Source organism: Larkinella ripae, assembly GCF_054780775.1.
Map to the genome: position 1 here is coordinate 229,211 of NZ_BAAGVR010000022.1, position 25,549 is coordinate 254,759.

17 protein-coding genes and 1 pseudogene are annotated in these 25,549 nt (G+C 56.7%); 5 read left to right on the forward strand and 13 right to left on the reverse strand.

Annotated elements, in window-relative coordinates; genetic code table 11:
* Window positions 1-9: 9 nt before the first annotated feature.
* Both ACYVHX_RS13795 and ACYVHX_RS13800 read right to left on the reverse strand, forming a co-directional pair.
* Entirely contained in the window at window positions 10-3,195 is a 3,186-nt protein-coding gene (locus tag ACYVHX_RS13795) for a SusC/RagA family TonB-linked outer membrane protein (protein WP_460672236.1), read from the reverse strand.
* 120 nt (window positions 3,196-3,315) lie between these two features.
* Window positions 3,316-3,678: a hypothetical protein gene (locus ACYVHX_RS13800; protein ID WP_460672237.1), complete on the reverse strand. Its 363-nt coding sequence runs from the start codon at window positions 3,676-3,678 to the stop codon at window positions 3,316-3,318.
* 671 nt (window positions 3,679-4,349) lie between these two features.
* On the opposite strand from ACYVHX_RS13800, the gene ACYVHX_RS13805 reads away from it, so the two are divergent.
* Window positions 4,350-5,336, forward strand: a complete 987-nt coding sequence (locus tag ACYVHX_RS13805) for an FAD:protein FMN transferase (RefSeq protein ID WP_460672238.1) — start codon at window positions 4,350-4,352, stop codon at window positions 5,334-5,336.
* Between the two features lie 54 nt (window positions 5,337-5,390).
* Here ACYVHX_RS13805 and ACYVHX_RS13810 read toward each other — a convergent pair whose 3' ends face one another.
* The 3 genes from ACYVHX_RS13810 to ACYVHX_RS13820 form a co-directional block, all read right to left on the reverse strand.
* On the reverse strand, window positions 5,391-6,449 hold the full coding sequence (locus tag ACYVHX_RS13810; RefSeq protein ID WP_460672949.1) for an acyltransferase family protein: 1,059 nt from the start codon (window positions 6,447-6,449) through the stop codon (window positions 5,391-5,393).
* 150 nt (window positions 6,450-6,599) lie between these two features.
* On the reverse strand, window positions 6,600-8,873 hold the full coding sequence (gene katG, locus ACYVHX_RS13815; RefSeq protein ID WP_460672239.1) for a catalase/peroxidase HPI: 2,274 nt from the start codon (window positions 8,871-8,873) through the stop codon (window positions 6,600-6,602).
* Between the two features lie 328 nt (window positions 8,874-9,201).
* Window positions 9,202-9,921: a glucosamine-6-phosphate deaminase gene (locus ACYVHX_RS13820; protein WP_460672240.1), complete on the reverse strand. Its 720-nt coding sequence runs from the start codon at window positions 9,919-9,921 to the stop codon at window positions 9,202-9,204.
* Window positions 9,922-10,153: 232 nt separating this feature from the next.
* On the opposite strand from ACYVHX_RS13820, the gene ACYVHX_RS13825 reads away from it, so the two are divergent.
* Entirely contained in the window at window positions 10,154-11,122 is a 969-nt protein-coding gene (locus ACYVHX_RS13825; RefSeq protein ID WP_460672241.1) for a sterol desaturase family protein, read from the forward strand.
* Here ACYVHX_RS13825 and ACYVHX_RS13830 read toward each other — a convergent pair.
* The 3 genes and pseudogenes from ACYVHX_RS13830 to ACYVHX_RS13840 all read right to left on the reverse strand — a co-directional run.
* A pseudogene (locus ACYVHX_RS13830) lies at window positions 11,091-11,537 on the reverse strand (DinB family protein); the annotation flags it as partial. The gene ACYVHX_RS13825 and the pseudogene ACYVHX_RS13830 overlap by 32 nt on opposite strands.
* A 63-nt stretch (window positions 11,538-11,600) precedes the next feature.
* Complete coding sequence (locus ACYVHX_RS13835; protein WP_460672242.1) at window positions 11,601-12,479, reverse strand: c-type cytochrome; 879 nt, start codon at window positions 12,477-12,479, stop codon at window positions 11,601-11,603.
* A gap of 158 nt (window positions 12,480-12,637) precedes the next feature.
* Complete coding sequence (locus ACYVHX_RS13840; RefSeq protein WP_460672243.1) at window positions 12,638-13,777, reverse strand: amidohydrolase; 1,140 nt, start codon at window positions 13,775-13,777, stop codon at window positions 12,638-12,640.
* Window positions 13,778-13,879: 102 nt separating this feature from the next.
* On the opposite strand from ACYVHX_RS13840, the gene ACYVHX_RS13845 reads away from it, so the two are divergent.
* Complete coding sequence (locus tag ACYVHX_RS13845; protein WP_460672244.1) at window positions 13,880-14,236, forward strand: VOC family protein; 357 nt, start codon at window positions 13,880-13,882, stop codon at window positions 14,234-14,236.
* A 91-nt stretch (window positions 14,237-14,327) separates the two neighbouring features.
* Window positions 14,328-14,696, forward strand: a complete 369-nt coding sequence (locus ACYVHX_RS13850) for a winged helix-turn-helix transcriptional regulator (RefSeq protein ID WP_460672245.1) — start codon at window positions 14,328-14,330, stop codon at window positions 14,694-14,696.
* Here the strand turns inward: ACYVHX_RS13850 and ACYVHX_RS13855 are convergent.
* The 5 genes from ACYVHX_RS13855 to nagB form a co-directional block, all read right to left on the reverse strand.
* Window positions 14,672-15,115, reverse strand: a complete 444-nt coding sequence (locus ACYVHX_RS13855; RefSeq protein WP_460672246.1) for a nuclear transport factor 2 family protein — start codon at window positions 15,113-15,115, stop codon at window positions 14,672-14,674. The genes ACYVHX_RS13850 and ACYVHX_RS13855 overlap by 25 nt on opposite strands.
* Before the next feature lie 82 nt (window positions 15,116-15,197).
* A complete protein-coding gene (locus tag ACYVHX_RS13860) occupies window positions 15,198-16,016 on the reverse strand; it encodes a DUF6597 domain-containing transcriptional factor (RefSeq protein ID WP_460672247.1) in 819 nt (272 codons plus the stop codon).
* A gap of 104 nt (window positions 16,017-16,120) precedes the next feature.
* Complete coding sequence (locus tag ACYVHX_RS13865) at window positions 16,121-19,018, reverse strand: M16 family metallopeptidase (RefSeq protein WP_460672248.1); 2,898 nt, start codon at window positions 19,016-19,018, stop codon at window positions 16,121-16,123.
* 66 nt (window positions 19,019-19,084) lie between these two features.
* Window positions 19,085-20,221, reverse strand: coding sequence for an acyltransferase family protein (locus ACYVHX_RS13870; RefSeq protein WP_460672249.1), 1,137 nt, complete (start codon window positions 20,219-20,221; stop codon window positions 19,085-19,087).
* 92 nt (window positions 20,222-20,313) lie between these two features.
* Window positions 20,314-22,272 carry a glucosamine-6-phosphate deaminase gene (nagB, locus tag ACYVHX_RS13875; RefSeq protein ID WP_460672250.1) on the reverse strand — a complete coding sequence of 653 codons (1,959 nt, stop codon included), beginning with the start codon at window positions 22,270-22,272 and terminating at the stop codon, window positions 20,314-20,316.
* Window positions 22,273-22,798: 526 nt separating this feature from the next.
* Here nagB and ACYVHX_RS13880 point away from each other — a divergent pair.
* Window positions 22,799-25,549 (forward strand): DUF1553 domain-containing protein, encoded by a 2,751-nt coding sequence (locus ACYVHX_RS13880; RefSeq protein WP_460672251.1) that lies wholly within the window; start codon window positions 22,799-22,801, stop codon window positions 25,547-25,549.

Consider the following 25,549-nt stretch of genomic DNA (forward strand, 5'->3'; position numbering starts at 1 on the left):
GGGATAGAATTAAAAACCGACATTCAGACCGATCGTGAAAACGGAGGCATTGACCGGCACATTCTGGTCTTTTCCGGAATTGATCGAATTGCCGTTGATCGAAACTTCCGGGTCGGAGCCGGTGTAGTTGGTGATGGTGAACAGGTTAGCCGCCTGCACGTACGCCCGCGCCGACGTGATGTATCGGGCAATGCCGATCCGCTGCACCGGCACCCGGTAGCCCAGCGCCACATTTTTGAGCTTGGCAAACGAGCCGTCTTCCACGTTGGTCGTGTTGGCCGACGAAAAACCGCCCGTGAAGCTGTCACCCCAGACCAGTTTCGGTACGTCGGTTCCCTGACCGGGCGTGGTCCAGCGATCTTTGATGAAGGTGCCGTTGTTGAAATACCGCTGGTCCGAGAGCGTCGCGCGCGTGCCGTTGTAGAGCTTGTTGCCGCCGGAGAAGATGATATTGACCGCGAGGTCGAAGTCGCCGTAGCTGAGGTTGTTGTTCAGACCGCCGTAATACGTCGGCAGCGACGGGCCCTGAATCCGGCCGTCGGCGTAGTTGTCGATGGACGGGGCCGTACCGCCTTCGAGGTACGTAAACCGCTTGGTCACCGCGTCGTACTGCACGGTTTCGTTGTTGCGGTTGCGGTAGAGCTTATTCCCATTGGCCGGATTGACGCCCGGCGAGGGAACCGCAAAAATGGACCCGACCGAGTAGCCCACGCGGGTGATGTTCTGAATCCCGAACGTGCTCAGGCTGGTCGGGTAAATGTCGCCCCCGGTGCCCAGCGAGGTCACCCGGTTTTTGAGAGTGGCGACGTTAAAACCGGCATTCCACCCAAATTTGCCTTTCGTCAGAATCCCGGCATTGATCGCCAGTTCGACGCCTTCGTTGTAAAGCGAACCCACGTTGGCGGCAATCGAGTTGCCCGGAATTCCCTTCGACGACGGCTGGGGCGCGTTCAGAATCAGGCCGTCAATGGTGTTTTTGTAGTAATCGGCTTCCACCGTCACCCGGTTGTTCCACAGGCCGAGGTTCAGGCCAATGTCAATTTTTCTGCTCGACTCCCAGCGCAGATCCGGGTTGCCGGCCTGCCCGAACGCCAGGCTGGCGACGCCCGCGTAGGTGCCCGAACCAAACTGCGACAGGGCCGCGTAATCGTTCAGGCTGCTGTTGCCCACCACGCCATAACTGGCCCGGATTTTCACGTCGTTCAGCGTCTGCGCCAGCGGAATGTTTTTGTAAAATGCCTCTTCCGACAGGTTCCAGCCCACCGAACCCCCGCCGAAATTGCCCCACTGGTTGCCCGCGGCCAGCGCCGACAACCCATCGCGCCGGAAGTTGAAGCTGAACAGGTATTTGCGTTTGTAATCGTAACTCACGTTGCTGAAATACGACAGCAGACCGTTTTCAGAGTACACGTTGGCCGTGGGCGTAATGGTCGTAAAACCGCCCTGGTAGTTGGTGTAGAACGGATCGGCCAGACCCGAGCGGCTGGCCCCCCAGCCGTCGACTTTCCGGTAAATTTCCTCGTGGCCGACCAGTACCCGCAGGTTGTGATCGTCGTGAAACGTCGTGCTGTAACTCAGCGTGTTGGTCCAGTTCGAGCGGTAATAAACCGTGTTGGAGTTGGTGGCGGCTCCGTTCGTGGCAAAACCGTCTCCGCTGTACGGATTCCGGAACTCCTTGTTCTCGACCACGTAATGGTCGATGCCGTACACGGTTTTCAGCCGCAGGTCTTTCAGGATTTCAATTTCGGCAAACACACTCCCGATCAGCGTGTTGTTTTCGGACGAGTTCTTGTCCAGATCCAGAATGGTTTGCAGGTTGTAGGCGTTGAAAACACCCAGCGCCGTGCTGTTCGGGCCGTAACCGATGTTGCCATTGGCTTTGTTGATGTTATACGATCCGTCGGCATTGTAAACGGGAACGTTAGCCGGCAGAATGTACGTCATCCGGGCCAGCGGCTGCAAGCCAATGTACTGCGTATTGACGCTGTTACCGGACGAAGACGCCACCGAGTTGGGACCGATCGCGCCCGAATTCGGTCCGGCATTCACGGATTTGCTGTACGTCAGGTTGGTGCCAAGGGTGATGCTGCGGTTCAGCTTGTGCTCCAGATTCAGCCGCGCCGACTGCCGTTTGAAGGTGTTCGTTCTCAGAATCCCGTTCTGGTCCGAGTGGTTGAGCGACAGGAAATAACTCGTGGCGTCGTTGGCGCCCGAAATACTGACGGTATGGTTTTGCGACACCCCCGTCCGGTAAGCCACATCGTACCAGTTGGTGCCCACATCGCTGCCGTCGGCATTTTTGCCCAGCACAAAACCGGGTGACAAACCGGCGTTGACCCGCGCTTCGTTCTTGATTGCCACGTAATCCGCCGGATTCAGCAACGGCAGCAGGTTGAACGGTTTGCTGAAACTCACCCAACCGTCGTAGCTGACTTTGGTGCGTCCTTTCCTGCCTTTTTTGGTGGTAATGACCACGACCCCGTTGGCCGCCCGCGAGCCGTAAATGGCCGTCGCCGAGGCATCTTTCAGAATATCAATCGTTTCAATATCGCTCGGGTTGATGTCGGCCAGCGGGTTGTTGCCCACCGAACCGCCCGAAGAACCGGTAAAAACCGTCACGCCATCGACGATGATCAGCGGATACACCGACGACGTAATCGAGTTGACCCCCCGAATCCGGAAAACCGGCGTGGCATTCAGGGCGCTGCTCGGCTGCACGATGTTGACCCCGGCAGCCTGCCCGCCCAGCAACTGATCCAGACTCTGCGCCGGGCGGTTTTCCAGTTGCGTGGCCGAAACCTTGGACGCCGAGCCCGTAAACGCTTTTTTGCTTTCGCTGGAATAACCGGTCACGATCACTTCGCTCAACTGGCGCGTGTCGGCCGTCAGCGCAATGTCGAAGGACGTCCGGTTTCCAAGCGGAAGTTCCTGCGTGATGTAGCCAATGGAGGTCACCACCAGCGTTTTGCCGGTCGGCGGAACCGACAGGGAGAACTTGCCACCGGCGTCGGTTTGCGAACCCACGTTGGTGCCCTGCACCACCAGGTTGACGCCGGGCAGCGGTTGTTTGTCGTCCTGACCGGTAATCGTTCCCGTAATCGTTCGGGTTTGGGCAAAGGCCGTTGCCGTTATCAAAACCAGCAGAAAAGCGGTTTGTAGCAGCGCGGCCGAAACGAGTGTAGTTGTTTTTTTCATGGACACAAAGTGAATAAGGTGGTGATCAGCCTGCGGTTTCGGTGCGTCGGCACCGTCCGCAGGTCCTAAAATCAAAAGGGACGTTGAGCCAGCCGCCGAAGCGGTTTTTGAACGAATCGGTCAATAGGTTCCGGCCTGCAGGGTGCTTTTCGAAAGCGCATACGTCCGGTTCACCCGGTCCAGCACGACGCGAATGGAGTCTTTCCGTTCGTCGATGCCGCTCAGGATCCCCCGCGAACCCATCATGCGGTTGCGCTTCACCGGGCGGGGGATCGATTTTGTGGTCTTCTTCGCTGATGAGGGCCCGCGCGTCCTTCGGAATCCCGTGGTCCGGTTTTGGTCTTTTCCGGGCGCCCGTTCCCGCCGGCCCCGGTTTTCCGGTTCGCGGCCATCCCGGGTTGCGCGGCTGCTCGGCGGATTTTGTCCTGCAAACAGCACCTGACCTTTTACCGGACTGCGTACCGGTTTGGCAGACAGCGCCATACTGCCTATAAATCCTATAAAATAACTATATTAACAAAGAACGCAGTTTACCAGACCGGCGGAAAACCCGATAGACAGGCCAGTGGGCCCATAGGAATAATCAACCACCGAAAATTCAGATAAGCCCTGCGGGCCTGCCTATCGGGGTATCAGCCAGTACTCAACGCGTGAAAGCAGAAGGAAATCAGATCAGCAAAAACAGCAGCGGGAGACGCTTGCCGGGCCCCTTGCGGGCCGGTCAGAACAGGGTACACACACCACCGGCGTCATCGGATGCGATGACGAAAAAGACGTACAGATTCTTTTCATTGTCGTAAATGAAAAAGTTAGTTGTTCCCAAATCCCTTGCTGGTGGTTAACAAAGTCTGGGGCTTGAAACTATAATTCTACTAAGTCAGGAGACAAAGTAAGCTAATCGAAACCGTACAAAGCAACTCTCTTTTCTAATTTATTTTAAGACAGGCAATAATTCATGCTATAATTCTATTCATCAACCAAATAGTTAAATAGAAAAAGAAAAATACGGATTTTTCGGAGCTAAAAGGAAATTAGCGCGAGCGAATGAACGGGGTGTTTTGGGCGGTTCATTTGCCGAAAAACCGATTCAGCGTACTTTTGCCCCGACGGGCTGACCGGTTGGGTGAAAACCGGCAAAGCAGCGCGACGTACGGATGAAACCAGTCTTTTTTCTAGTATTGATTGTAGTGAGTTTCCAGGCCCATTCCCAGGTACTGCGGAAGCGCGTCGTCAAGCTGATGGGCAGCCGGTTTGACATCACCCTGGTTGCGAATGACACCCTGACGGCCGACCAGCAGATCGACTCGGTGATTGCCGAAGTGACCCGGATCGAAAATCTGATTTCGGACTGGAAAGACGATTCCCAGATTTCGCAGGTCAATAAAAACGCCGGGATTGCGCCGGTGCGCGTCGATCCGGAAGTGCTGGCCCTCACCGAACGGGCGCTGCACCTCTCCCGCATCACCGGGGGCGCTTTCGACATCAGTTTTGCCGCTATGGACCGGATCTGGAAGTTTGACGGCTCGATGACGGCGATGCCCAGCCCGGAAGCGGTGAAAAAATCGGTCGAAAAAGTGGGTTACAAAGACATTGTGCTGGATCGGAAGCAGTCCACGATTTTTCTCCGGCGGAAAGGCATGAAAATTGGCTTCGGGGCGCTGGGCGAAGGGTATGCCGCCGACCGCTGCCGCGACCTGATGCGGGCCCGGGGAATCAGGGCCGGGATTGTCAACGGTTCGGGCGATATGAGCACCTGGGGCAAACAACCGGACGGCAGTGACTGGACGGTGGGCCTCACCAATCCCATCCACAACGATACGGTTTTTGCCATCGTGCCGCTGCGGCAGAGCGCCGTGGTGACGTCCGGCAGCTACGAAAAGTTTTTGGTTTTTAACGGCCGGCGGTATGCCCACATCATCAATCCCGTGACGGGCTACCCGGCTACGGGTTTGTGCAGTGTGACGATTTTTGGCCCCAGTGCCGAACGGGCCAACGGGTTTAGCACCTCCATCATGGTGCTGGGCCGGGAAGCGGGCCTGAAACTGTTGAAAAAACACCCGGATTACAGCGGTATTCTGATCACCGACGACGGCCGGATTGTCGCCACGCCGGGGCTGGACGTGAAAAAATACAGCCTGTAACGATCCAGTTTTTACCCGGTCAAAACCATTCTCTATTCGGGCAGGATGGCCACCCTAGGATGCGGTTTTCAGGCCCTTTTTGAGATAGCGCCGGATCGGAACGTCCAAAAACCGCATGACCAGATACGCCAGCATGATCAGCAGAATAGTGCCGGCGATGGTCATACCGGTCAGTTGGTGAACCGTCGGTTTTTTGACTTGGATGTAGCTTAAAACGAGCCACAAAAAAGGATAGTGAATCATGTAGAGCGGATACGAAATTTCGCCCGAAAACCGGCAGAGCTTTTTGAAAGCCGCTTCGGGACGCGCCCCGGCTCCCAGGACGATCAGGAAGGGGAAGTAGAAAATGACCACCCCGGAATCGACCAACCAGTTGAGCGGTTTTGAGAAGGGTATCAGAAAACTCACGGCCAGCAGAGCGCCCACCGAAACGAAGCCCAGGCGGGAGGGCAGGGTCCACCCGGAACGATATACCAACAGCCCGGCCAGAAACGAATAGAACGCCCGGATGCCTCCGCCGGTAACATTATCCCCGCCGAAGCCTACGCCCAGAAACGTGGACTGGTGCGCTTCGTAAATCAGCGCCAGAGCGGCCACAAAAGTTATGACACCCAGGGCTTTACGGGATAAGCGAACCAGAACGAGGGCATACAGCAGGTTTGTGCTGTACTCCCAAAACAACGACCAGGTGGGCGGATTTAAATGAAAAAGATTAAAGTACCGTTCCTTCACCAGCGGATACGGAATCATCAGGCAGGAGGTGACAAACAGCGCCGGCGTTTTATCGGCGTAAACGCGGTAGAGGTCGCTGTAGGGATCAAAAATGAAAGCCAGCAACCCGATTACCGAACCGATAAGAACCAGGGGATGCAGGCGAATCAGCCGCAGCTTGAAAAACCGCATGAGGCCGATTTGCCGGAGTTTCTGATCATAGGCATACCCAATGACAAAACCGGATAAACAGAAAAAGAAATCGACGGCCAGGTAGGCGTGGGCAATGAAATTATCGTGGTAATCGGGGGCAATAAATTCCATGAAATGAAAGAGGACCACGGCAAGGGCGGCAATGCCCCGCAGACCGTCTAAAATTTCAAAATGGTGCTTCGTCGTCAGGGGACGCCGACGGGTTGTATGGGGTTCATCTGTTTCTCCTTACGAAACCGCAAAAATACGTTCGATTGAACGAATACAGAACAGAAAACCGGCTCAGGTAACCTGAGCCGGTTTTTGTTTTTGGATGACCAAAAGGGTCCTGGTGGCCCGTCAGGCCAGATCGAACCGATCCAGATCCATCACTTTACTCCAGGCCGCCACAAAGTCCCGGACAAATTTGGTCTGCGCATCGGCACTGGCGTACACCTCGGCAACGGCCCGCAGCTCGGCGTTGGAACCAAATACCAGATCGGCGCGGGTAGCGGTCCATTTGGGCTGGCCGGTGGCGCGGTCGGTGCCCAGGTACAACTCCCGATCCGGTCCGGTTGCTTTCCAGGCCGTGTTCATATCGAGCAGATTCACGAAGAAATCGTTGGTCAGTTTGCCGGGGCGCTGGGTAAACACCCCGTGTTTCGAGCCGTCGAAATTCGTATCGAGCGCCCGCAGACCACCCACGAGCACCGTCAGCTCAGGCGCGGTGAGGGTCAGCAATTGCGCTTTATCGATCAGCAATTCTTCGGTCGATACCGAAAGGTTGGATTGGCGGTAGTTGCGGAAACCGTCGGCCATGGGCTCCAGATAACGGACTGATTCCACGTCGGTCTGCTCCTGCGAGGCATCCATCCGGCCCGGCGTGAACGGAACTGTAACGGCCTGTCCTGCATCACCCGCTGCTTTTTCGACGCCAACCGCGCCGGCCAGCACGATCAGATCGGCCAGGGACACTTTCTTACCGCCGGCCTGCGTGCCGTTAAACTCGCTCTGAATGCTTTCCAACGTGCCCAGCACCTTTTTCAGCCTCGCCGGATTGTTCACCGGCCAGTTTTGCTGGGGCGCCAGGCGAACGCGGGCACCGTTTGCGCCCCCGCGCTTGTCCGAACCCCGGAACGTGGACGCCGAAGCCCAGGCTGTGGAAACCAGCTCGGAAACGCTCAATCCGGAAGCCTGAATGTTGGCCTTCAAGGCGGCAATGTCACTTTCACCGATCAGTTCATGGTCAACAGCGGGAATCGGATCCTGCCACAGCAGGATTTCTTCGGGCACATCCGGACCGAGGTAACGCGCCCGGGGACCCATGTCGCGGTGGGTCAGTTTAAACCACGCCCGGGCGAAGGCATCGGCGAACGCATCGGGGTTCTCCAGAAACCGCCGGGATATTTTTTCGTATTCGGGATCAAGCCGCAACGCCAGGTCGGTCGTCAGCATCCGGGGCGCGTGCTTCCGGGATTCGTCGAACGCATCCGGAATAATGCCCTCGGCATTTTTCGCAATCCACTGGTGCGCCCCGCCCGGACTTTTGGTGAGCTCCCATTCAAAGCCGAACAGGTTTTCAAAGAAATTATTACTCCACTGGGTCGGCGTTTTCGTCCAGATGACTTCAAGCCCGCTCGTAATGGTGTCGGCACCCTTGCCGGAACCAAAGCTGTTGGCCCAGCCGAAGCCCTGCAATTCCAGGTCAGCGGCTTCGGGTTCTTTGCCAACGTGCTCGGAAGGAGCTGCACCGTGGGTTTTGCCGAAACTATGGCCACCGGCGATCAGCGCCACGGTTTCTTCGTCGTTCATGGCCATCCGGCCGAAGGTGGTCCGGATGTCCCGGGCCGCAGCAATCGGGTCCGGGTTGCCGTCCGGCCCTTCCGGGTTTACGTAAATCAAGCCCATGTGAGCGGCTGCGAGCGGTTCTTCCAGGTCACGCGAATGGATCTGACCATCCGCATCCTCATCCGAACTGACCACACCGTGCTCGGCTACGCCCGGAACGCCTTTTGAATACCGTTCTTCGTTCCCCAGCCAGGTTTTTTCCGAACCCCAGTACACATCTTCGTCCGGTTCCCACACATCCGGGCGTCCACCGGCAAAGCCGAAGGTTTTAAAGCCCATCGATTCCAGGGCGACGTTGCCGGTCAGAATCAGCAGATCGGCCCACGACAGGCTCCGACCGTATTTCTGTTTGATCGGCCACAGCAGCCGCCGGGCTTTATCGAGACTCACGTTATCGGGCCAGCTATTGAGCGGAGCAAACCGCTGTTGTCCCGCCCCGGCACCACCCCGGCCATCCGTCACCCGGTACGTACCGGCGCTGTGCCAGGCCATGCGGATAAACAGCGGGCCATAATGCCCGAAATCGGCCGGCCACCAGTCCTGCGAATCGGTCATGAGCGCGTGCAGGTCCTGCTTCACGGCTTCCAGATCGAGGCTTTTAAAGGCATCGGCGTAGTCGAAACCCTCCCCCATCGGGTCGGATTTGGACGAGTGCTGACGCAGGATGCTTACCTTCAACTGATTGGGCCACCAGTCCCGGTTTCGCGTGCCGCCACCGGCAACATTGTGGTTCAGGGTGCCGTTGTGAAACGGACATTTACTGATGTCATTCGATTCTTTTTCCATTGCTATAGGGTCATAGTTAATCAGACACTGGACCGCATCTGGCCTTTTGCAGACGCAATAACATGATATTGTTTTAATAATCACAATCGATAAATTCTATATTCAAATAGTCAAAATCTATAACTACCCACTGGGTGCGGTAGGGCCGGATTGACTGCGCATTTAATGCGGTTTTTCCATTTGGAATAAACCGGTACACTCAACACCGGATCAGAAAAATCAGGATTTTCCGGCCGCAATCAAAAACCGGAACCCTTTAAACGCACCAGGCCCGCAACATCGGCGGGCCTGGCGAAAAACCGGGTTCGGTCAGCGCAACAAAATCCGCTCACTGCCCGGCGGCCGCCTGGTCCACCCAGATGGAGCTGTTGGGGTGCTGCTGCATGATGCTGGCCGGAAATTCTTCGGTGATGGGGCCTTCCAGGGCGGTTTTAATAACATCGGCTTTTTTGCTGCCGCTGGCAATCAGAATCGCTTCCCGGGCGTCCATCAGTTGCTGCAAACCGGTCGTCACGCCCAGCGTCAGGGGCGTCGGGGTCGAGAAATATTTCTGGCCGACGGTGATGGTTGTTTCGGCCAGTTCAGAAACGTGGGCTTTCAGCGTAAATGGCGTACCCGGTTCGTTCAGCGCAATATGACCGTTCAGACCAACGCCCACCAGAATCAGGTCAAAACCGCCCCGATCGTCCACAAACCGGGTCATATCGGCACATTCCGCGTCCAGGTCGGCGGCTTTGGCGTCGAACAAACGGTAGTGTTCCGGGCTAATATTCAGCGGACCAAACAGTTCGCGCTGGAGGTAATTGGCGCAACTCCCTTCGCTTTCCGGCCCCAGACCCACCCACTCGTCCAGGCCGACAAACGTGCAGCGGTCCACGCGGGTTTCGCCCTTTCTGACCAATTCAACCAACGCGCGGTACGTTCCCACGGGCGTATCGCCGGAGGCCGCACAAATCAGCGCATCGGGCTTGCGGTTCAACAAATCGGCAATGTGACGGGCGGTGTAACGGGAAAGAGCTTCGTAGTCGGCGAAAATCTGAAAATTCATGGTTGAGAGGTTTCTGGTTCAGCCGCTAAAATACGCGGAAGCCGGGGACAAGCCCGCAAAAACTTAAAATCTATTTCCGAAAACCGCCGACCGACCGCCCGGCTTCCGATTCGTCGGTTTAGCCTTCGGGCATCGGAGCCAACAGCCGCAAATGCTCCGGCGGTTTTGTCTTTCGTCGCACTATTTTGTAATTTTCATAGAGGAAATTGAACCTGAGGCTGTTGAAGACGATATGGAGCGCTTGATTCAGTATTTTGAAACCATTCCATCGGCGCACCGCAGCCTGATTCTGGCGGGTGGCATCACGTTTTTCTGGCTGGTGGAGAGTGCGGTTCCGTTGTTTCAGTTTGGCAAAACTGATGCGTCGTACCGAAAAACCGGGCATGCCGGCATCAACCTTTTTTTTACGCTCACGACCGTCGCCGTCAATTTCGTGCTGGCGTTTATTCTCCTCAAAACCAGTGATTTTGTGGTTGCCCGACACGTTGGCATTCTGCAATGGCTCGAACTGCCGCTTTGGGCGCAGGTTGTTGCCGGCCTGCTGCTGCTCGATTTCATCGGAGCCTGGCTGATTCACTGGCTGCAACACCGCGTCCGGTGGTTGTGGAAATTTCACCTGATCCACCATACCGACGCCTACGTGGACACGACCACGGCCAACCGGCACCACCCCGGAGAAAGTGTTTTCCGGTTTGTTTTCACCACGCTGGCGGTTTTCATTGCCGGAACACCCATCGGGATTGTGATGCTCTACCAGGCGCTGTCGGTGCTGCTGTCGCAATTCAACCACGCCAACATTCACCTGCCCCGCTGGGCCGACCGTCCGCTCGGCTGGTTGTTCGTCACGCCGAACATGCACCACGTTCACCACCATTTCGTCCTGCCGCAAACCAACACCAACTACGGCAATATTTTTCCGTTCTGGGACCGGCTGTTCGGCACGTATGCCCGGATGGAGCGCGATGCGTTGCACTACGGGGTCGATACGCACCCGGAAACGCACGAACATTCGCGGATCGGCAATCTGCTCCGGATTCCGTTTCAGCCGTATCGCCCGCCGGTCGGAAAACCGGACCCGGCTAAACCGGCATCCTTTCCCGCAAATCCGCCACCTGACTCCGGTGGCGGTCAATATGAAACCGCAAAAACTCAAACCGCTGCCGAACGTCGAGCGGCCCCGAAATCGGGTGCGGATGAATAATCGCTTCGAAGTCTTCCCCGGCCAGTTCCCGGCTTAATGCCGCCAGCGGCTGTTGCAGGCTTTCCAGCGCGGCCAGCCAGAAAGCCAGCGAACCGCCCATGCGGGGGGCGGCAATGGTCGGCACTTTTTCGCGGGTTTGCCAGGTGCGGGCAATGATTTCTTCGATCGAAAGGCCCCGGTGCACCAGCTCACCCGCCCAAACCGGCGGTTTGCCGTCCCGTTTGGCTTGCAGAATTTTCCACATGCCCCAGATGCCGCCGTGTTCGGCCCAGTAGAGATGCTCGGTATTGTCGACCGCACTCCAGGTCTCCGGATCGGGTTTCCAGTGCGCCTGTTCTTCCGTTAATTGCTGGACATAGGCAATAAAGCCCTTTCGGGCCGTTCCGACCGAATCAAGCAGGTGATCGAGCGCCATACGGTTTTCGAGTTTAACAAATGGAGGGTCAGCGAGGAGACAAAACCGCAGCGGTTTCGTCCATTACTTCAGTTCGTGAAGGTATAAATAAATCGCCTTCAGCTCATCGTCGGTATACACGGTGGCGAAATATTTCCAGGGCATAAAATCGTTAAGCACGCGTCCATCCGGAGTTTTTCCCGTCTTGATGGCGGCAACAAAATGGTCGGAGGTCCATTTGCCGACTTTGCCGGTTTGGGTCAGGTCCGCAATATACGGTTCGCCGGGGCCGTGACCGGGGCCTCCTTTGAAACCGGCGCCGTGGCAACCGGAACAGGTCACGGCCAGGTATTTTCCGTAATCGGCATCCACCACAGCCGGCACATGCTCGGCGGGTTTGGCCTGGTGGTCAATGACTTCCGCCGGAAAAAGGGGCAAATCGCCGGTAAAGGCCAAAAGCCGCCCCAGGGGTTTTACTTCCTTAGCGGGGTGAATTTTATCGACGGGGGGCTGGCTTTTCAGGTAATAAATCAACGCGCCCATATCGCGATTCGACAGCGGGGCGCTGACTTCGGGCGAGGGCATGAACCACAGCGATTTGTTGTCTTTTCCCAAGCCGTGCCGCAACGCCCGAATCCAGTCCTGATCGGTATAGGCAATTCCGCCTTTTCCGGTGGTCAGGTTGGAGGTGAATAGAATACCGATGGGGGTGCTGGCGTCGAAGAAAGCCCGGCCGCTGAAATCGGCATTGTGGCATTCGGCGCACCCCCGAATGCCGGCGATGTGTTTGCCGAGGGCGTAGGAAGCCGAGTCGCGCGGAATGGTTAACGATTGCAGGTGTACGTCATAGACTTTGTCGGCCCGCGATTCGGTCTGGAAATAAACGAAGGTGTAAAAAAGCAGCAGCAATACCACAACGGCACCGACACCAATGCCGATCCATTTGAAAATTTTACCAAGCATGACGGTTTTCGCTTAATGCAGTGAGTAGTCCGGAATCAGCCCTTAAAATAGAGACAAAAAACCGCATTCGCTGCCAGGTATTGAGCATACGGCAATCTTCTCGCTACCAATTGATTAAGCGGCAAAACAAGACTTTTAACCGAAACCAGAAGACGGTTTTACGCGTGGTGCCGATCGATCAGTTCGCGGAACAGCCGGGCGGCCGGTTCGATCAGTTCATCGTTGAAATCGTAGTCGTCGTTGTGCAGTGCGGGCGAGTTTTCACCGTTGCCAATCCCGAACATGGCCCCCGGGTGGTGCTGCGTAAACAGACCAAAATCTTCACCCCATTTGAAAGGTTCCGGTTTTTCGGTAAACGGAAAGCCCAGCCGGAGCGCACTGTCCCGGACTTCCGCGAACGCATCGCCGTGGTTCTGGCTGGCAAAAAAAACCTCCGTAATGGCGGTTTCGATTTCGATACCCGTGCCGACGCTCAGGATGGACAGAATGGTTTCCAGTTGATTCGTCAGGCGTTCCATCTTCTGGCTGGTGCGGGTGCGGAGCGTCAGGTGGACTTCGCCGTATCCCGCCGAGATGCCGTACGAGGTTTCGCCCAGCGTGGTATATACCGGCGTAATAAGCGCGAATTCGTCGGAATGGCTATCCGGATGAATGAACGGTTTCGTTTTCAGCGTAAAGTCCGCCATCAGATAGGCCGGATTCAGGCCCTTTTCGGGCTCCGCCGAATGCGACACCTTCCCCCGAAACCGCACCAGCAGACTTTGAACCGCCGACGTAAACGGGCCGGGCCGGCACACAATGGTACCGGTCGGGTAGCCCGGCAGGTTGTGCAGCGCAAAAACCCGGTCGGGCCGAATAGCGGCAAAGGCGGGATCGTTCAGAACCGCAGCCGCGCCCTGACCGGTTTCCTCGGCGGGCTGAAAAAGCAGGTAAACCCGGCCCTGCCGCAGCGGTTTTTCCGCCAGCAGCGAGGCCAGCCGGGCCAGAATGGCGGTGTGGCCATCGTGACCGCACTTGTGCGAAACGCCTTCCGTGCCGGATTGGTGCGCAAACGCATTGACCTCCTGAATGGGCAACGCATCGATGTCCGCCCGAATCAGGGTGACGGGGCCGTCGGGGGCCGGGCCGTACTGGAGCAACAAGCCGGTTTGGGCCACTTCGACCAGCGCATCGGGCTGAAAAGCCGCCACAAACGCCCTGATGCGCTGCTGGGTGCCAAACTCCTGCCCGGAAATTTCGGGGAAACGGTGCAGTTCCCGGCGGAAGTTTATAAAAGCATCGGGTTGTTCGGCAGGCATAAAACGGCGCTCAGGCGGATGAATGATAAAACCGGTCGTGGTTAAAGGTAGCGAAAAAGTGCGATATTGCGGGCCAACCGTCCGAAAACCGCGCGTTCCGTCATGATCCAGTTCAAGCGTCTCGACCACATTCTGATTGCCATTCCGGAAGGAAAACGCGCCGAAGCCCGGGCTTTTTACGGCGGGGTGCTGGGGCTGACCGAGGTGCCGGGCGAACACCCCGGCGGGGCGCTCTGGTTTGCCCTGGCCGATCTCGAACTGCACCTGCGCGAAGAAGCCCCGGGCCCCTACTCCAAACGGCACCCGGCTTTTGAAATAACGAACCTGGACGAAACCAAACAGTACCTCGAAAGCCAGGGCATCGCCATCACCTATTCGTCGGACATCGACGGGCGGCAGCGGTTTTTCTTCCACGACCCGTTCGACAACCGCTTCGAGCTGCTGCAATTCATGGATTGACCCCAAATCCGTAGGTTTAGGCCAGAAAATCCGCCTGTTGAAAAAGGTATGACATCACACCAAAGCTGCATGCACCCGCAGTCTGAGCGGGGTGCGCGACGCGCTGTACGTCCTGAACGGCAAATGGAAACTGCCCCGTATCATCGCCTTGTCGGAAGGACTCAAGCGGTTGAGGGATTTGCAGCGCCGGGTGGAAGGGATCACACCCAAACTGCTGTCGAAAGAACTGAAGGAACTGGAACAAAATGAATTTCTGGTGCGCCACATCTACCCAAAGACGCCGGTTCTGGTCGTGTACGAATCGACGGCGTATAGCAACTCACTGAACCCGATCATTCAGGCGATGGCCGACTGGGGCCTTCAGCACCGCGCCGGATTCAATCCAGAGAATAAGCTGGGTGGTCCGACTGCCAGAAAGCCAGACCACCCGGTTTTTTATTCGACGCCCAGTTGGTGCTGAAAACTGGTGTGGTCCCAGTCAATGGCAACCGCCCCGATTTTGTCGTCTTCGTTGAAGCGGAAAATAAAAATGTGGTCGCTGTTGAACCGCAGTCCTTTGTTGGCAATTCCCGCGAAATCGGCCACCTGCGTGCCGAACAACGCCACATTGCAGATGATTTTGTCGCCGTCGGCGGTTACTTTATCGACGGTATTATCAATGTCGGGGAAGGCGCCGATCACGCCCGTCCAGAAGGTGCGGCCCAGCTCGCCGATGGTCCCCTGCGGATCGGGGCCAAGCGGCATCAGCCAGAATTCGCCGGCGGGGTCAAACAGGGCCATCATTCGTTCAATATCGCGCTCCTGGTAGGCGGAGAAAAATTCGATGCTGGTGCCTTTCCGGGTCAAGTCGGTCAGGGATTCGGTTTGTGTCGTTTTCATGGTCGTTTTAATTAATGGATGCCCCAAAAGTACCCGACATCCCGACGGCCTTATTGTACAAATGCGACATTTTGCGGACCGGTCACGCTTGCAGAAAATTCGCCAGCTCGGCATTGTCCCGGACGTACGACGAGGGACGGCGGCCCGTAAAACCGGTAAATTCCCGGATAAAGTGCGATTGATCGTAATAACCGGCCCGGTAGACCAGGTCGTGCCAGTCCTGCACATTCCAGCGTTTGACGGCCAGCTGCGCACAGAGGTAACTGATGCGCCGGATGCGGGCGTAGTATTTCGGGCTGACCCCCACTTTGTGCAGAAATTTCCGCTCAAACTGCCGCCGGCAAACGTACAGTTCGTCCATCAGCTCGTTGATGTTGATGATCCCGCCCTGCTGCACAATCACATCGGCGACGTAATCCGTCCGGTCGGTCACGGCGCCCGTGCGCACCAGCTGGCTGGTCAGAAACATTTCCAGCAGCTCAACCCGCCCGGCAGTCGACCCGGTTTCGTGCATCCGGTTTTGAACGGTTTTGATCCGGTCGCCCAGCACGGCCGCCAGGTCGATGCGTTCGTCGGTAAATTCGTACATCGGCAAACCGAACAGGCTGCTCAGACCGGCCGGCCGGAAAACCGCCCCAATCATGCCAATCTGGCCCTGCAACTGCAACTGATAACTCCCGGTGGCCTGCCCGCTCAGAAAAGCCGTCGGCACCACCACCCGGCCGCGTTTCGGAGTCTGGAGTTCGCAGGGCGTCCCGTAATTAAAGACCAGCGACCCGTAGCCGTTCGGGGGCGACTCCACGGTCAGGGGTTGAATGATCGGCTGCGTGTGCTCCCAGACGTAATAACACTCGACAAACGGGCGCAGGTGAGCAGCCGGCTGATGCTTCTGATAAAACATACGACGGATCCAGGTTTACAGCAAGATACGGTTTTTCCAGTAAAGCCTTCTGGGGATTTATTGAAAGGTAAATTCCTGTATCTCAAGCGGCTCCCGGCCCGCGCTTACTGTTTCCGTTCCGGTTGCAGCAGCAGTTTGATAAAATTCGGGCCGAAATACTGATTAGCGGCCTGTTTGGTGCGTTCGGGCGTCACCTGTTTCAGCAGGTCATCTTCGTGCAGGATTTCCTTCGGGTCGTCGTCGTTGAAATACTGGTTCGACAGATACGACAGCCAGAAATTGTTTTGTTTCAGCCGCAGCTCGGTTTCGCGCCGGGTTTCGGCCTTGAATTTGTCAATGTCTTTTGGATCGGCGCCGTTCTGTTTGATTTTCTCAATTTCGGCCAGCGTGCGGCTGGTCAGCTTATCGACATTTTCGGGTGCGCAGCCAAACCCGATCCGGAACGTGTACCGCTGCGCCGGTATTTTGGAATACGCCCCACCGACGCTCACGCCGTACACCCCGCTTTCTTCTTCGCGCAGGGTTTCGGTCAGTTTAATTTCGAGCGCTTCGGCCAGCGCGTCGATCAGGGTCGCGTTTTCGGCGTTCCAGACAAAATCGCCACTGAACACCAGTTGCACCGTGCTTTTGGGTTCGATGCCCTTCGTGACGGTTTTTTCGAGCTTTCCGGCCGGAATCCGGATGCCCAGATCGCGGTATTTCTCCTTCCGGTTCGTCACCGGCAAAGCACCCAAATACTTCTCGATCAGCGGTTTAATTTCTTTCTCTTTAAAATTCCCGACGAAGAAAAAGGTAAAATCACCGGCGTCGGCAAACCGATCCTTGTAGATGGAAATGGCCCGCTCGGCATCGACTTTCTCCAGCCGGTCGGGGGTCAGCGGCAAGCGCCGGAAATGGTAGCCGCCCAGAAACGCCTGCACCGTATCCTGAAATACCTTCTGGGGCGTAGGCGTGGCCTGCTGGTTCTGCAAAATGCTTCTCTGATTGGAGAGAAAGCCCTTGATGACATCGGCATCCCTGCGGGGCGCGGTAAAGTAGGCATACACCAGTTGCAGGGCCGTTTCCAGGTCGTCGGGCGTGGTGCTGCCGCTGATGCCTTCGGAGGTCTCCCCGATGTAGGGCGCTACGCTGACGGTTTTTCCGGTCAGGTATTTCCCCAGTTGAATCTGACTGTATTCCCCAATTCCGCTCATCTGGGCCAGCGCCGAAGCAAAGCGGGCCGACTCGAAATCCTTGTTTTCGTAGAGCGAACTCCCGCCCGGACTGTTGCCGGAGAAAATGATCTGGTCGTTCCTGAAATCAGTCGGTTTCAGCACCACCCGAACGCCGTTGCGGAGCGTCCACTCCGTCACGTTCAGGTCCTTGATTTCCTTTTCCGCCGTCACCGGATTGCCCACCGGCAGCGTCGCCAGCAGCGGTTTGTCCAGCGTTTTATCGACATAAGCCGTCAGGTTTTTCCCGGCCTGATCGATCAGGGCCAGAATCTGCTTTTCGGTGGGCAGTTTGGCTTGTCCCGGGCCGGCGTTCCGGTTTTCCGGCGCCATAACCACCACCGCCCGGTTTTCGGTCGTAATGAACTGTTTGGCCAGGTTGTTGACATCCCCGACGGTAATGCCGCCCAGGTATTTTTTTATAAAATCGTTGTAAAACGAAATGCTGACCGGCACATCTCCGTTCAGGAAATGCTCCACGTATTCGCTCACGTAACTGTTGGACGACGTTTTGTCCCGTTCGCGATACGCCCGGTCCACGTATTTCTGGTACTGTTTTTTGGCCCGGTCCAGTTCCGTTTCCGTAAACCCAAACCGGTCGACGCGGGCGTTTTCGTCCAGAATGGCCGTCACGGCCCGGTTTACGTTCCCGTCTTTGGCAACGACGTAGGAGCTAAAGGCATCCTGATCGCCCAGAAAACCGCCGTAGTTGCTGTAACCGGCCAGAAACGGCGGGTCCGACTGCTGGGTGAGTTCGTTGATCCGGTTGCCAATCATGGAGTTGAACAGCACCCGCTTGATGGCTTCGCGGACGTCATACAGGTTTTTCTCCTTGATTTCGGGCCGCTTGTACATAATCTGCACCAGGGTGTTGGGTTGCTCCGGATCGGTCACAATGGCGATTTTGGTGTCCTTATGCGGAGGAACCGGGTATTCCAGACGCGGTTTTGGCTGGCTCACCGCCGGAATCCGGCCAAACTTCGCTTTGATCATTTCCTCCACCTGCGTCACATCGAAATCACCGACGGCCACCACGGCCATCAGATCCGGGCGGTACCAGTCCTTGTAAAACCGCTGCAATGCCTCCGGTTTAAAGGTTTTGATAACGTCATCTTTTCCAATGGGCAAACGACTGGCATACCGGGCGTTGTTGAGAATCAGCGGATAATATTTTTCGCGCATCCGCTGCCCCGCCCCGCGCCCCGAGCGCGCTTCTTCCAGAATCACCCCGCGCTCTTTCTCGATTTCGGCGGGGTCCATCGTCACGTTGTGCGCCCAGTCTTCCAGAATCTGAAACGCCCGTTCAAAAAGCCGGGCCGAGTCGGTCGGAACCGGCAGTTGGTAGATGGTTTCGTCAAAACCGGTCGATGCGTTCAAATCGGCGCCAAACCGCACACCCGACGATTGCAGAAAGCTAATCAGCTCATTTTTAGGAAAGTTCTTCGTGCCGTTGAAGGCCATATGCTCCATGAAGTGCGCCAGTCCCTGCTGATCGTCGGTTTCCAGGATCGACCCGGCATTGATCGCCAGCCGCAGTTCGGCCCGGTTTTTGGGCTCGGTATTTTTCCGGATGTAGTAGGTCAGGCCGTTGGGCAGTTTGCCAACTTTCACGTCCGGATCGAACGGAATGGGTTGTTTCAGTTCAACGGGGATGCCGGCCGCTACGGTTTTCGCCGGGAGCGTTCTGGCGGGCGGACCGGCTTTTTTGGGGGCGGTTTTTTTCGGCTTTTGGGCATTCGCACCGGACGCCAGCAGGGCCAGGATCAGTCCGGTTGCAAGAATCTTCTTCATTATCTCAGGTTGGCTTTACGGTTCATAGCGCGTTTACCGGAATCAACCCGAAAGTACTGGTATTATTTATACTTTAATAATGATTTTTTTCTGATACATCGCGTACAGAATGACGAACCAGATCAGCACGAAGGTCAGCGCCCCGGCCAGCGATGCGTTGTAGGGGCTGGCGAAATACGGCACAAATACCGTCTGGTAGAGCCATTCTTTCGCGCCGATGGCCGAGCCATTCGGCTGCGGGATCTGAATCAGGTTCAGAATCCGCGGAATCAGGCCGGAGAGAAAGAAAACCGTGATGGCATTCACGCCAAAGGCCACAAAGGGCCGGGTCCAGTTTCGAAACCCCTGTACATCGATCAGCCAGTAACAGAGCGCCAGCGCCTGCAAGGCAAGTCCGGAGGTCAGCAGTACGAACGAACTGGTCCAGAGGGATTTGTTGATCGGAAAGAAACCGTTCCAGCCGTAGGCGCCCAGCAGCGACAGACAGCCCGCAACGAACAGCCAGGCGGTTTTTTCGGCTTCCGACCGCTTCGATTTGAGCAGCGTTCCGGCCAGAATGCCCGACAACCCGGTGGCAACCGCCGGCACCGTACTGAGGAGCCCTTCCGGGTCCCAGACTTTGGCGGTTTTCCAGAGGTGCCCGCCCAGCAGCGTCCGGTCGAGCCAGGCCCCCAGGTTGGTTTCGGGTTCCAGATTCGCCGGTCCGAAATCCGGCACCGGCACGAACGCCATCAGGAGCCAGTAGCCGACGAGTAAAACACCGATCAGCCCGGCCTGCGTTCGGGTGGCGGTTTTGAGGTAGATCAGCGAACAGGCCAGGTACACCAGCGCAATCCGCTGCAACACGCCCGGAATCCGGACCGTCGTCAACTCAAATTTCGGAAACAGGTTCAGAAACAGCCCCAGCCCGAACAGAATTAAGCTCCGCTTCACAATCTTCCAGACCACTCCTTGCGTCCTTTTTTCCCCTCCGAACGTCGGCCCGGCTTCCTTCTTCAGCGCATACGAAATGGACACGCCGACGATGAACAGGAAAAACGGAAAAATCAAATCCGTGGGCGTCCAGCCGTGCCAGTGTGCGTGGCCCAGCGGTGCGTAGATGTGCCCCCAGTCGCCGGGGTTATTGACCAGAACCATGGCGGCCACGGTGATGCCCCGAAAGGTGTCGAGCGACACGAGCCGGGTTGAGGTTTGGTGTTGCATATCGACCAGCCCCGGTCTAACCGGGGGTATCAAAAATGCCCCAGCCATCACAGCCGGGGCAAGTTTCAAAATGAATCTTTATCAATAGAGGCCTAAAAATGCCAGCGGACGAACGCTTCCATGGCTTCGTATTCGGCCAGCCCCAACTGGTTGTAGAGCCCGGCGGTGGCGCGGTTGCGCTCCTCGGCCCGTTGCCAGAACTCGCGCGAGTCGGTGCCCTGGTAGACGACGCCGTCTTTCTGCGACTGGTGTTTGAAGATCCCGAGCCGTTTGCGCATCAGCTGGTCGGGCGACATCGGCACGGCCATTTCAATTTCGTGAATGCCCCATTCGGCCCAGGCACCGCGGTAGAGCCACACCCAGCAGTCTTTCATGAACGCTTCGTCTTTCAGGCGACGCACGGCTTCCATGATGGCATCCAGACAGACCTTGTGCGTGCCGTGCGGATCGGCCAGGTCGCCGGCGGCATAGATCTGATGCGGTTTTACTTCCCGGATCACGTCCATTACCGCCTGAATATCGTCTTCGCCCAGCGGTTTTTTCTCCACCTTTCCGGTTTCGTAGAACGGCATGTTCAGGAAGTGGGCGTTTTCGACCGGGATGCCGACAAACCGGCAGGTCGACTTTGCTTCGCCTTTCCGAATCAGGCCTTTGATGTAGCGAACCTCGGTGGTATCCATTTCGCTGCCCTTCTTCTCGCGCAGCGATTCGGCCGCATCCCGGAAAATCTGGGTGGCGTCGGGGCTGTCGATGCCGAATTTCTCGTTGAAATCCACCACGTAATCCGCAAACCGCAGCGCTTCGTCGTCGGCCACGGCAATGTTCCCGGAAGTCTGATAGCCTACGTGAACTTCGTGGCCCTGGTCGTGCAGCCGCTGGAACGTACCGCCCATCGAAATGATGTCGTCGTCGGGGTGCGGACTGAAAATCAGACAGCGTTTGCTGGCGGGCAGGGCCCGCTCAGGGCGGTTGGCGTCGTCGGCATTGGGTTTGCCGCCCGGCCAGCCCGTAATGGTATGTTGCAGTTGGTTGAAAACGTCAATGTTCAGGTCATACGCCTGGCCCACCTGCGCCAGCAAGTCGCTCATCCCATTGTCGTTATAATCCTTGTTGGTCAGTTTCAGAACCGGTTTGCCCAGCGCGCGCGACAGGTAGGTCACGGCTTTCTTGATCATGCGGTTATCCCAGGTCACGGTATCCACCAGCCAGGGCGTTTGCATTCGGGTCAGATCCGACGCGGCTGCTTCGTCGATGACAAAGAGCGCATTGGGGTGGGTTTGCAGGTACGAAGCCGGAACCTGCTCGGTCACGGTGCCTTCCAGGGCCGACTGAATCACCGGCGCTTTGCGTTCCCCCCAGGCCAGCAGCACCACCCGGCGCGCGCTCAAGATCGGCGCCACGCCCATCGTGATCGCTTTTTTGGGTGTTTTGGCCAGGCTGCCGAAATCACCGGCCGCAGCCGCCCGCGTCGAATGGTCGAGCATCATCAGGCGGGTGTGCGAGTTGATCAGCGAACCAGGTTCGTTAAAACCGATGTGACCGTTGCCCCCGATTCCGAGCAATTGGAAATCCAGACCGCCGTAGGATTGGATTTTTTCTTCGTACGCCCGGCTGAATTCGGCCACCTTATTCGTCGGAACGGTTCCGTCCGGGATGAAGTAGTTGCCTTCCGGAATATCGACGTGATCGAATAACTGCTCCTTCATGAACCGAACGTAGCTTTGCAGCGAATCGGGCTCCATCGGATAATACTCATCCAGGTTGAAGGTCACCACGTTGCGGAAACTCAGTCCTTCTTCGCGGTGCTGACGGATCAGTTCGGCGTAGACGGTTTTGGGCGAAGAGCCGGTTGCCAGACCCAGTACACACAGCTTATCCTGCTGCTGTTTTTCGCGGATCAGTTCGGCAATTTCGCGGGCCACCGCGCGGGACGCATCTTTCGCATCGGCGTAAATGTGGGTCGGAATTTTCTCGTACGTGATGGCCGATTGCACCGGCTCTCCCGGCTGGCGACCCGACGCGTTCTCGGTAACGGAAGCTTCAGAAATCATAACGAATGGTAGATTGTGGTTCGAGCGGAGCGGCAAAATTCGGCATATTGATTCGTAACACCAATAAAAATATTTTAAATTTTTTTAAGAAGTACGGATGCCCCTCAAATTACGGAATCGCTGCAAATTCGGATTGATCGTGTTACGGTTTTCAACGCATCTTGTACTACTGGTTCCCAAAAATTTCCTCGCCAATCCGAAAAGGTCCAACAACCCCGGCCGGGGTTGACCTACCAACGTGGTACAGCACGGCAACCTCTTCAGGATTGGATTCGGCGGGGCACGCCACGGTAACCCCGCACTGCGTACAGGGTTATTCACCGTCAACCCCGGCCGGGGTTGGGCGGCCGGGCTGGGCAGGTGGTAGTGCTGCATCGTGCACGGGATTACTAGGATAAATTAAGCCTGCTGCAAGGATTAATGAGGAAAAGTCCGGAAAATTTATAATTTTTGTAGTAACATTCAGTACATTACCAGTTCCGAACTCTTTATAAAGAGTCGATGAATTGAAACCTGAACCTTTGATATGAAACCTCAACTCCTGGTGGTTGGCGGGTTGGCCGTAGTGGTTGCGCTTACGCTTTCGTCGTTTCTCGGAATCTTCGAGGACAAGGTGGATTTTAATACCCAGATCAAACCGCTCCTCAATAAAAACTGCATTGCCTGCCACGGCGGGGTTAAAAAAGCATCGAATTACAGCCTGCTCTTTAAACACGAAGCCCTGGCACCGGCCAAGTCCGGCAAATTGGCCATTGTTCCGGGCGACGCCGACAACAGCGAACTCATTCGCCGGTTGACGCTCACCGACCACGACGAACGGATGCCGCTCGAAGCGCCCCCGCTCAAACCGGACGAAATTGAATTACTCCGCAAATGGATCGACCAGGGTGCCGAATGGGGGGATCACTGGGCCTACCAATCCGTCGAAAAACCGGATGTGCCGAAAATTGGCACGTTCTGGTCAAGGCTGGGCCTTGTCGAAAACGACGAGTTGACGTGGGCGAAAAACGAAATTGACCATTTTGTCCTTGACAAACTAAAACCGGAGGGTCTGAAACCGTCGCCCGAAGCCGATCGTGCCACGCTCCTTCGCCGGGTGTCGCTCGACCTGACCGGTTTACCACCCACGGAAAAAGAAGTGGCCGATTTTGTGGCCGATCAGGCGCCGAATGCCTACGAGAAAGTGGTGAATCGTCTGCTGGCGTCGCCCGCGTACGGCGAACGCTGGACGGGCATGTGGCTCGATCTGGCGCGTTATGCCGACACGAAGGGCTACGAACGCGATCCGGGGCGCACCATCTGGCGGTACCGCGACTGGCTCATCAAAGCGTTCAATGAAGACAAACCGTTCAACCAGTTTACCATTGAACAACTCGCCGGCGATTTACTGCCCAAGCCAACGGATGATCAACTGATTGCGACCGGTTTTCACCGCAACACGATGACCAACGACGAGGGCGGTACGCAGGACGAGGAGTTCCGGGTGGCGGCTGTCATCGACCGCGTGAATACAACCTGGGACGTCTGGCAGGGAACGACCTTTGGTTGTGTTCAGTGCCACACGCACCCGTACGATCCGTTTGTCAACGACGAGTATTACAAGTACATGGCGTTTTTCAACAACGCCCGCGACGAAGATGTGACGACCGAAACACCAACACTGCGGTTTTACAAAAAAGAAGATTCCCTGAAAGTTGCGGAGTTGAATAGCTGGTTGCAGGGCCATGCGAAACAATCCCGGCAGGCGCAGGATGTGATGCATTTTGTCCGGATTACGGAGCCGAAAATCAACTCCCACGACTTCGATGAGTACGTCAACGCGTCGCTGATTGACGCCAAATTTTTCGGGGTCATGGACACCGGTTCGGGGCGGATCAAAAACATCGATCTGACCGGCAAAAACCGGCTGATCATGCAATGGGGAACAAAAGCCAAAAACGCCGTTCTGACCCTGCATCAGGATAAAACCGACGGGCCGGTTCTGCTCACCCTGCCGACCCCGACCAATGGCCGCGACACGACCATCATCGTGGCCTTACCGGCGGTTTCGGGGCGGCACGATCTGTATTGGACGCTGCACAGCCCCGAAACGCCGAAGGACTGGGTGCAGATCCGATGGGTGTCGTTCCAGACGGCTTTGCCCGGCCAACCTGCTCACGAATTGGGTGAAATGGACCTGAAACTGACGGAAATTCTGAACTCCCGGCCCGAAACGACGCCCATCATGCAGGACGGAACCGGCGATCTGGCCCGGAAAACCCACGTTTTTGAACGCGGCAACTGGCTGGTGAAGGGCAAGGAAGTAAAACCGGACGTGCCCAAATCGCTGCCGCCAATGGCGAAAGAATTGCCCAAAAACCGCCTGGGACTGGCCAAATGGATGGTGAGCCGCGAACATCCGCTGACGGCGCGGGTTGCCGTCAACCGGTTTTGGGAGCAACTGTTCGGCACCGGAATCGTCGAAACCGTCGAAGATGTGGGCACGCAGGGCATTCCGCCGACGCACCGCGAACTGCTCGACTGGCTGGCGGCCGATTTTATGGAAACCGACCAGTGGAGCGTTAAGAAATTACTGAAAAAAATCGTGCTGTCGGCCACGTATCGTCAGCAGTCCGAGGTTTATTCACCCGAATTATTGGAAAAAGACCCGTTCAACAAACTGCTGGCGCGCGGCCCACGGGTTCGGCTGGCGGCCGAGCAGGTGCGCGATCAGGCGCTGGCCGTAACCGGTTTATTGAGCAACAAATTATACGGCCCGAGCGTGATGCCGCCCCAGCCCGACGGCATCTGGCAGTCGCCCTACAGCGGAGAAAAATGGAACCTGAGCGAAGGCGAAGACCGCTACCGCCGGGCCTTGTATACCTACTGGAAACGCACGGCCCCCTATCCGTCAATGATCACCTTCGACAGCCCCAGCCGGGAATTCTGCCAGTTGCGCCGGTTGCGCACCAACACGCCCCTACAGGCCCTGGTGACGCTCAACGACCCGGTGTACGTGGAAGCCGCCCAGCGCCTGGCCGAAACCATGAAACTCCGCGGCAAAACGCCCGAACAGCAGATCCAATCCGGTTTTCGGTTGATCATGCTGCGCGATCTGGCCCCGAAAAAACTGGCGGTTTTGACCAAACTGTACCGCAATACCGAAACCTATTATCAGCAACATCCGGAAGAAGCGAAGACGCTGCTGGCCTGCGAGGATGCGACGCCCCAGCTGGCGGCTCTGACCGTGACGGCCAATACCATGATGAACCTGGATGAAGTGATTACGAAAGAATAA

Bases quoted from the DNA above. Each gene is read 5' to 3' on its own strand.
- ACYVHX_RS13865 (WP_460672248.1), bottom strand. From the start codon at position 19,018: ATGAAGAAGATTCTTGCAACCGGACTGATCCTGGCCCTGCTGGCGTCC.
- ACYVHX_RS13820 (WP_460672240.1), bottom strand. From the start codon at position 9,921: ATGAATTTTCAGATTTTCGCCGACTACGAAGCTCTTTCCCGTTACACC.
- ACYVHX_RS13825 (WP_460672241.1), top strand. From the start codon at position 10,154: ATGGAGCGCTTGATTCAGTATTTTGAAACCATTCCATCGGCGCACCGC.
- katG (WP_460672239.1), bottom strand. From the start codon at position 8,873: ATGGAAAAAGAATCGAATGACATCAGTAAATGTCCGTTTCACAACGGC.
- ACYVHX_RS13800 (WP_460672237.1), bottom strand. From the start codon at position 3,678: ATGGCGCTGTCTGCCAAACCGGTACGCAGTCCGGTAAAAGGTCAGGTG.
- ACYVHX_RS13860 (WP_460672247.1), bottom strand. From the start codon at position 16,016: ATGTTTTATCAGAAGCATCAGCCGGCTGCTCACCTGCGCCCGTTTGTC.
- ACYVHX_RS13870 (WP_460672249.1), bottom strand. From the start codon at position 20,221: ATGCAACACCAAACCTCAACCCGGCTCGTGTCGCTCGACACCTTTCGG.
- ACYVHX_RS13835 (WP_460672242.1), bottom strand. From the start codon at position 12,479: ATGCTTGGTAAAATTTTCAAATGGATCGGCATTGGTGTCGGTGCCGTT.
- ACYVHX_RS13855 (WP_460672246.1), bottom strand. From the start codon at position 15,115: ATGAAAACGACACAAACCGAATCCCTGACCGACTTGACCCGGAAAGGC.
- ACYVHX_RS13805 (WP_460672238.1), top strand. From the start codon at position 4,350: ATGAAACCAGTCTTTTTTCTAGTATTGATTGTAGTGAGTTTCCAGGCC.
- nagB (WP_460672250.1), bottom strand. From the start codon at position 22,272: ATGATTTCTGAAGCTTCCGTTACCGAGAACGCGTCGGGTCGCCAGCCG.
- ACYVHX_RS13840 (WP_460672243.1), bottom strand. From the start codon at position 13,777: ATGCCTGCCGAACAACCCGATGCTTTTATAAACTTCCGCCGGGAACTG.
- ACYVHX_RS13795 (WP_460672236.1), bottom strand. From the start codon at position 3,195: ATGAAAAAAACAACTACACTCGTTTCGGCCGCGCTGCTACAAACCGCT.
- ACYVHX_RS13845 (WP_460672244.1), top strand. From the start codon at position 13,880: ATGATCCAGTTCAAGCGTCTCGACCACATTCTGATTGCCATTCCGGAA.
- ACYVHX_RS13880 (WP_460672251.1), top strand. From the start codon at position 22,799: ATGAAACCTCAACTCCTGGTGGTTGGCGGGTTGGCCGTAGTGGTTGCG.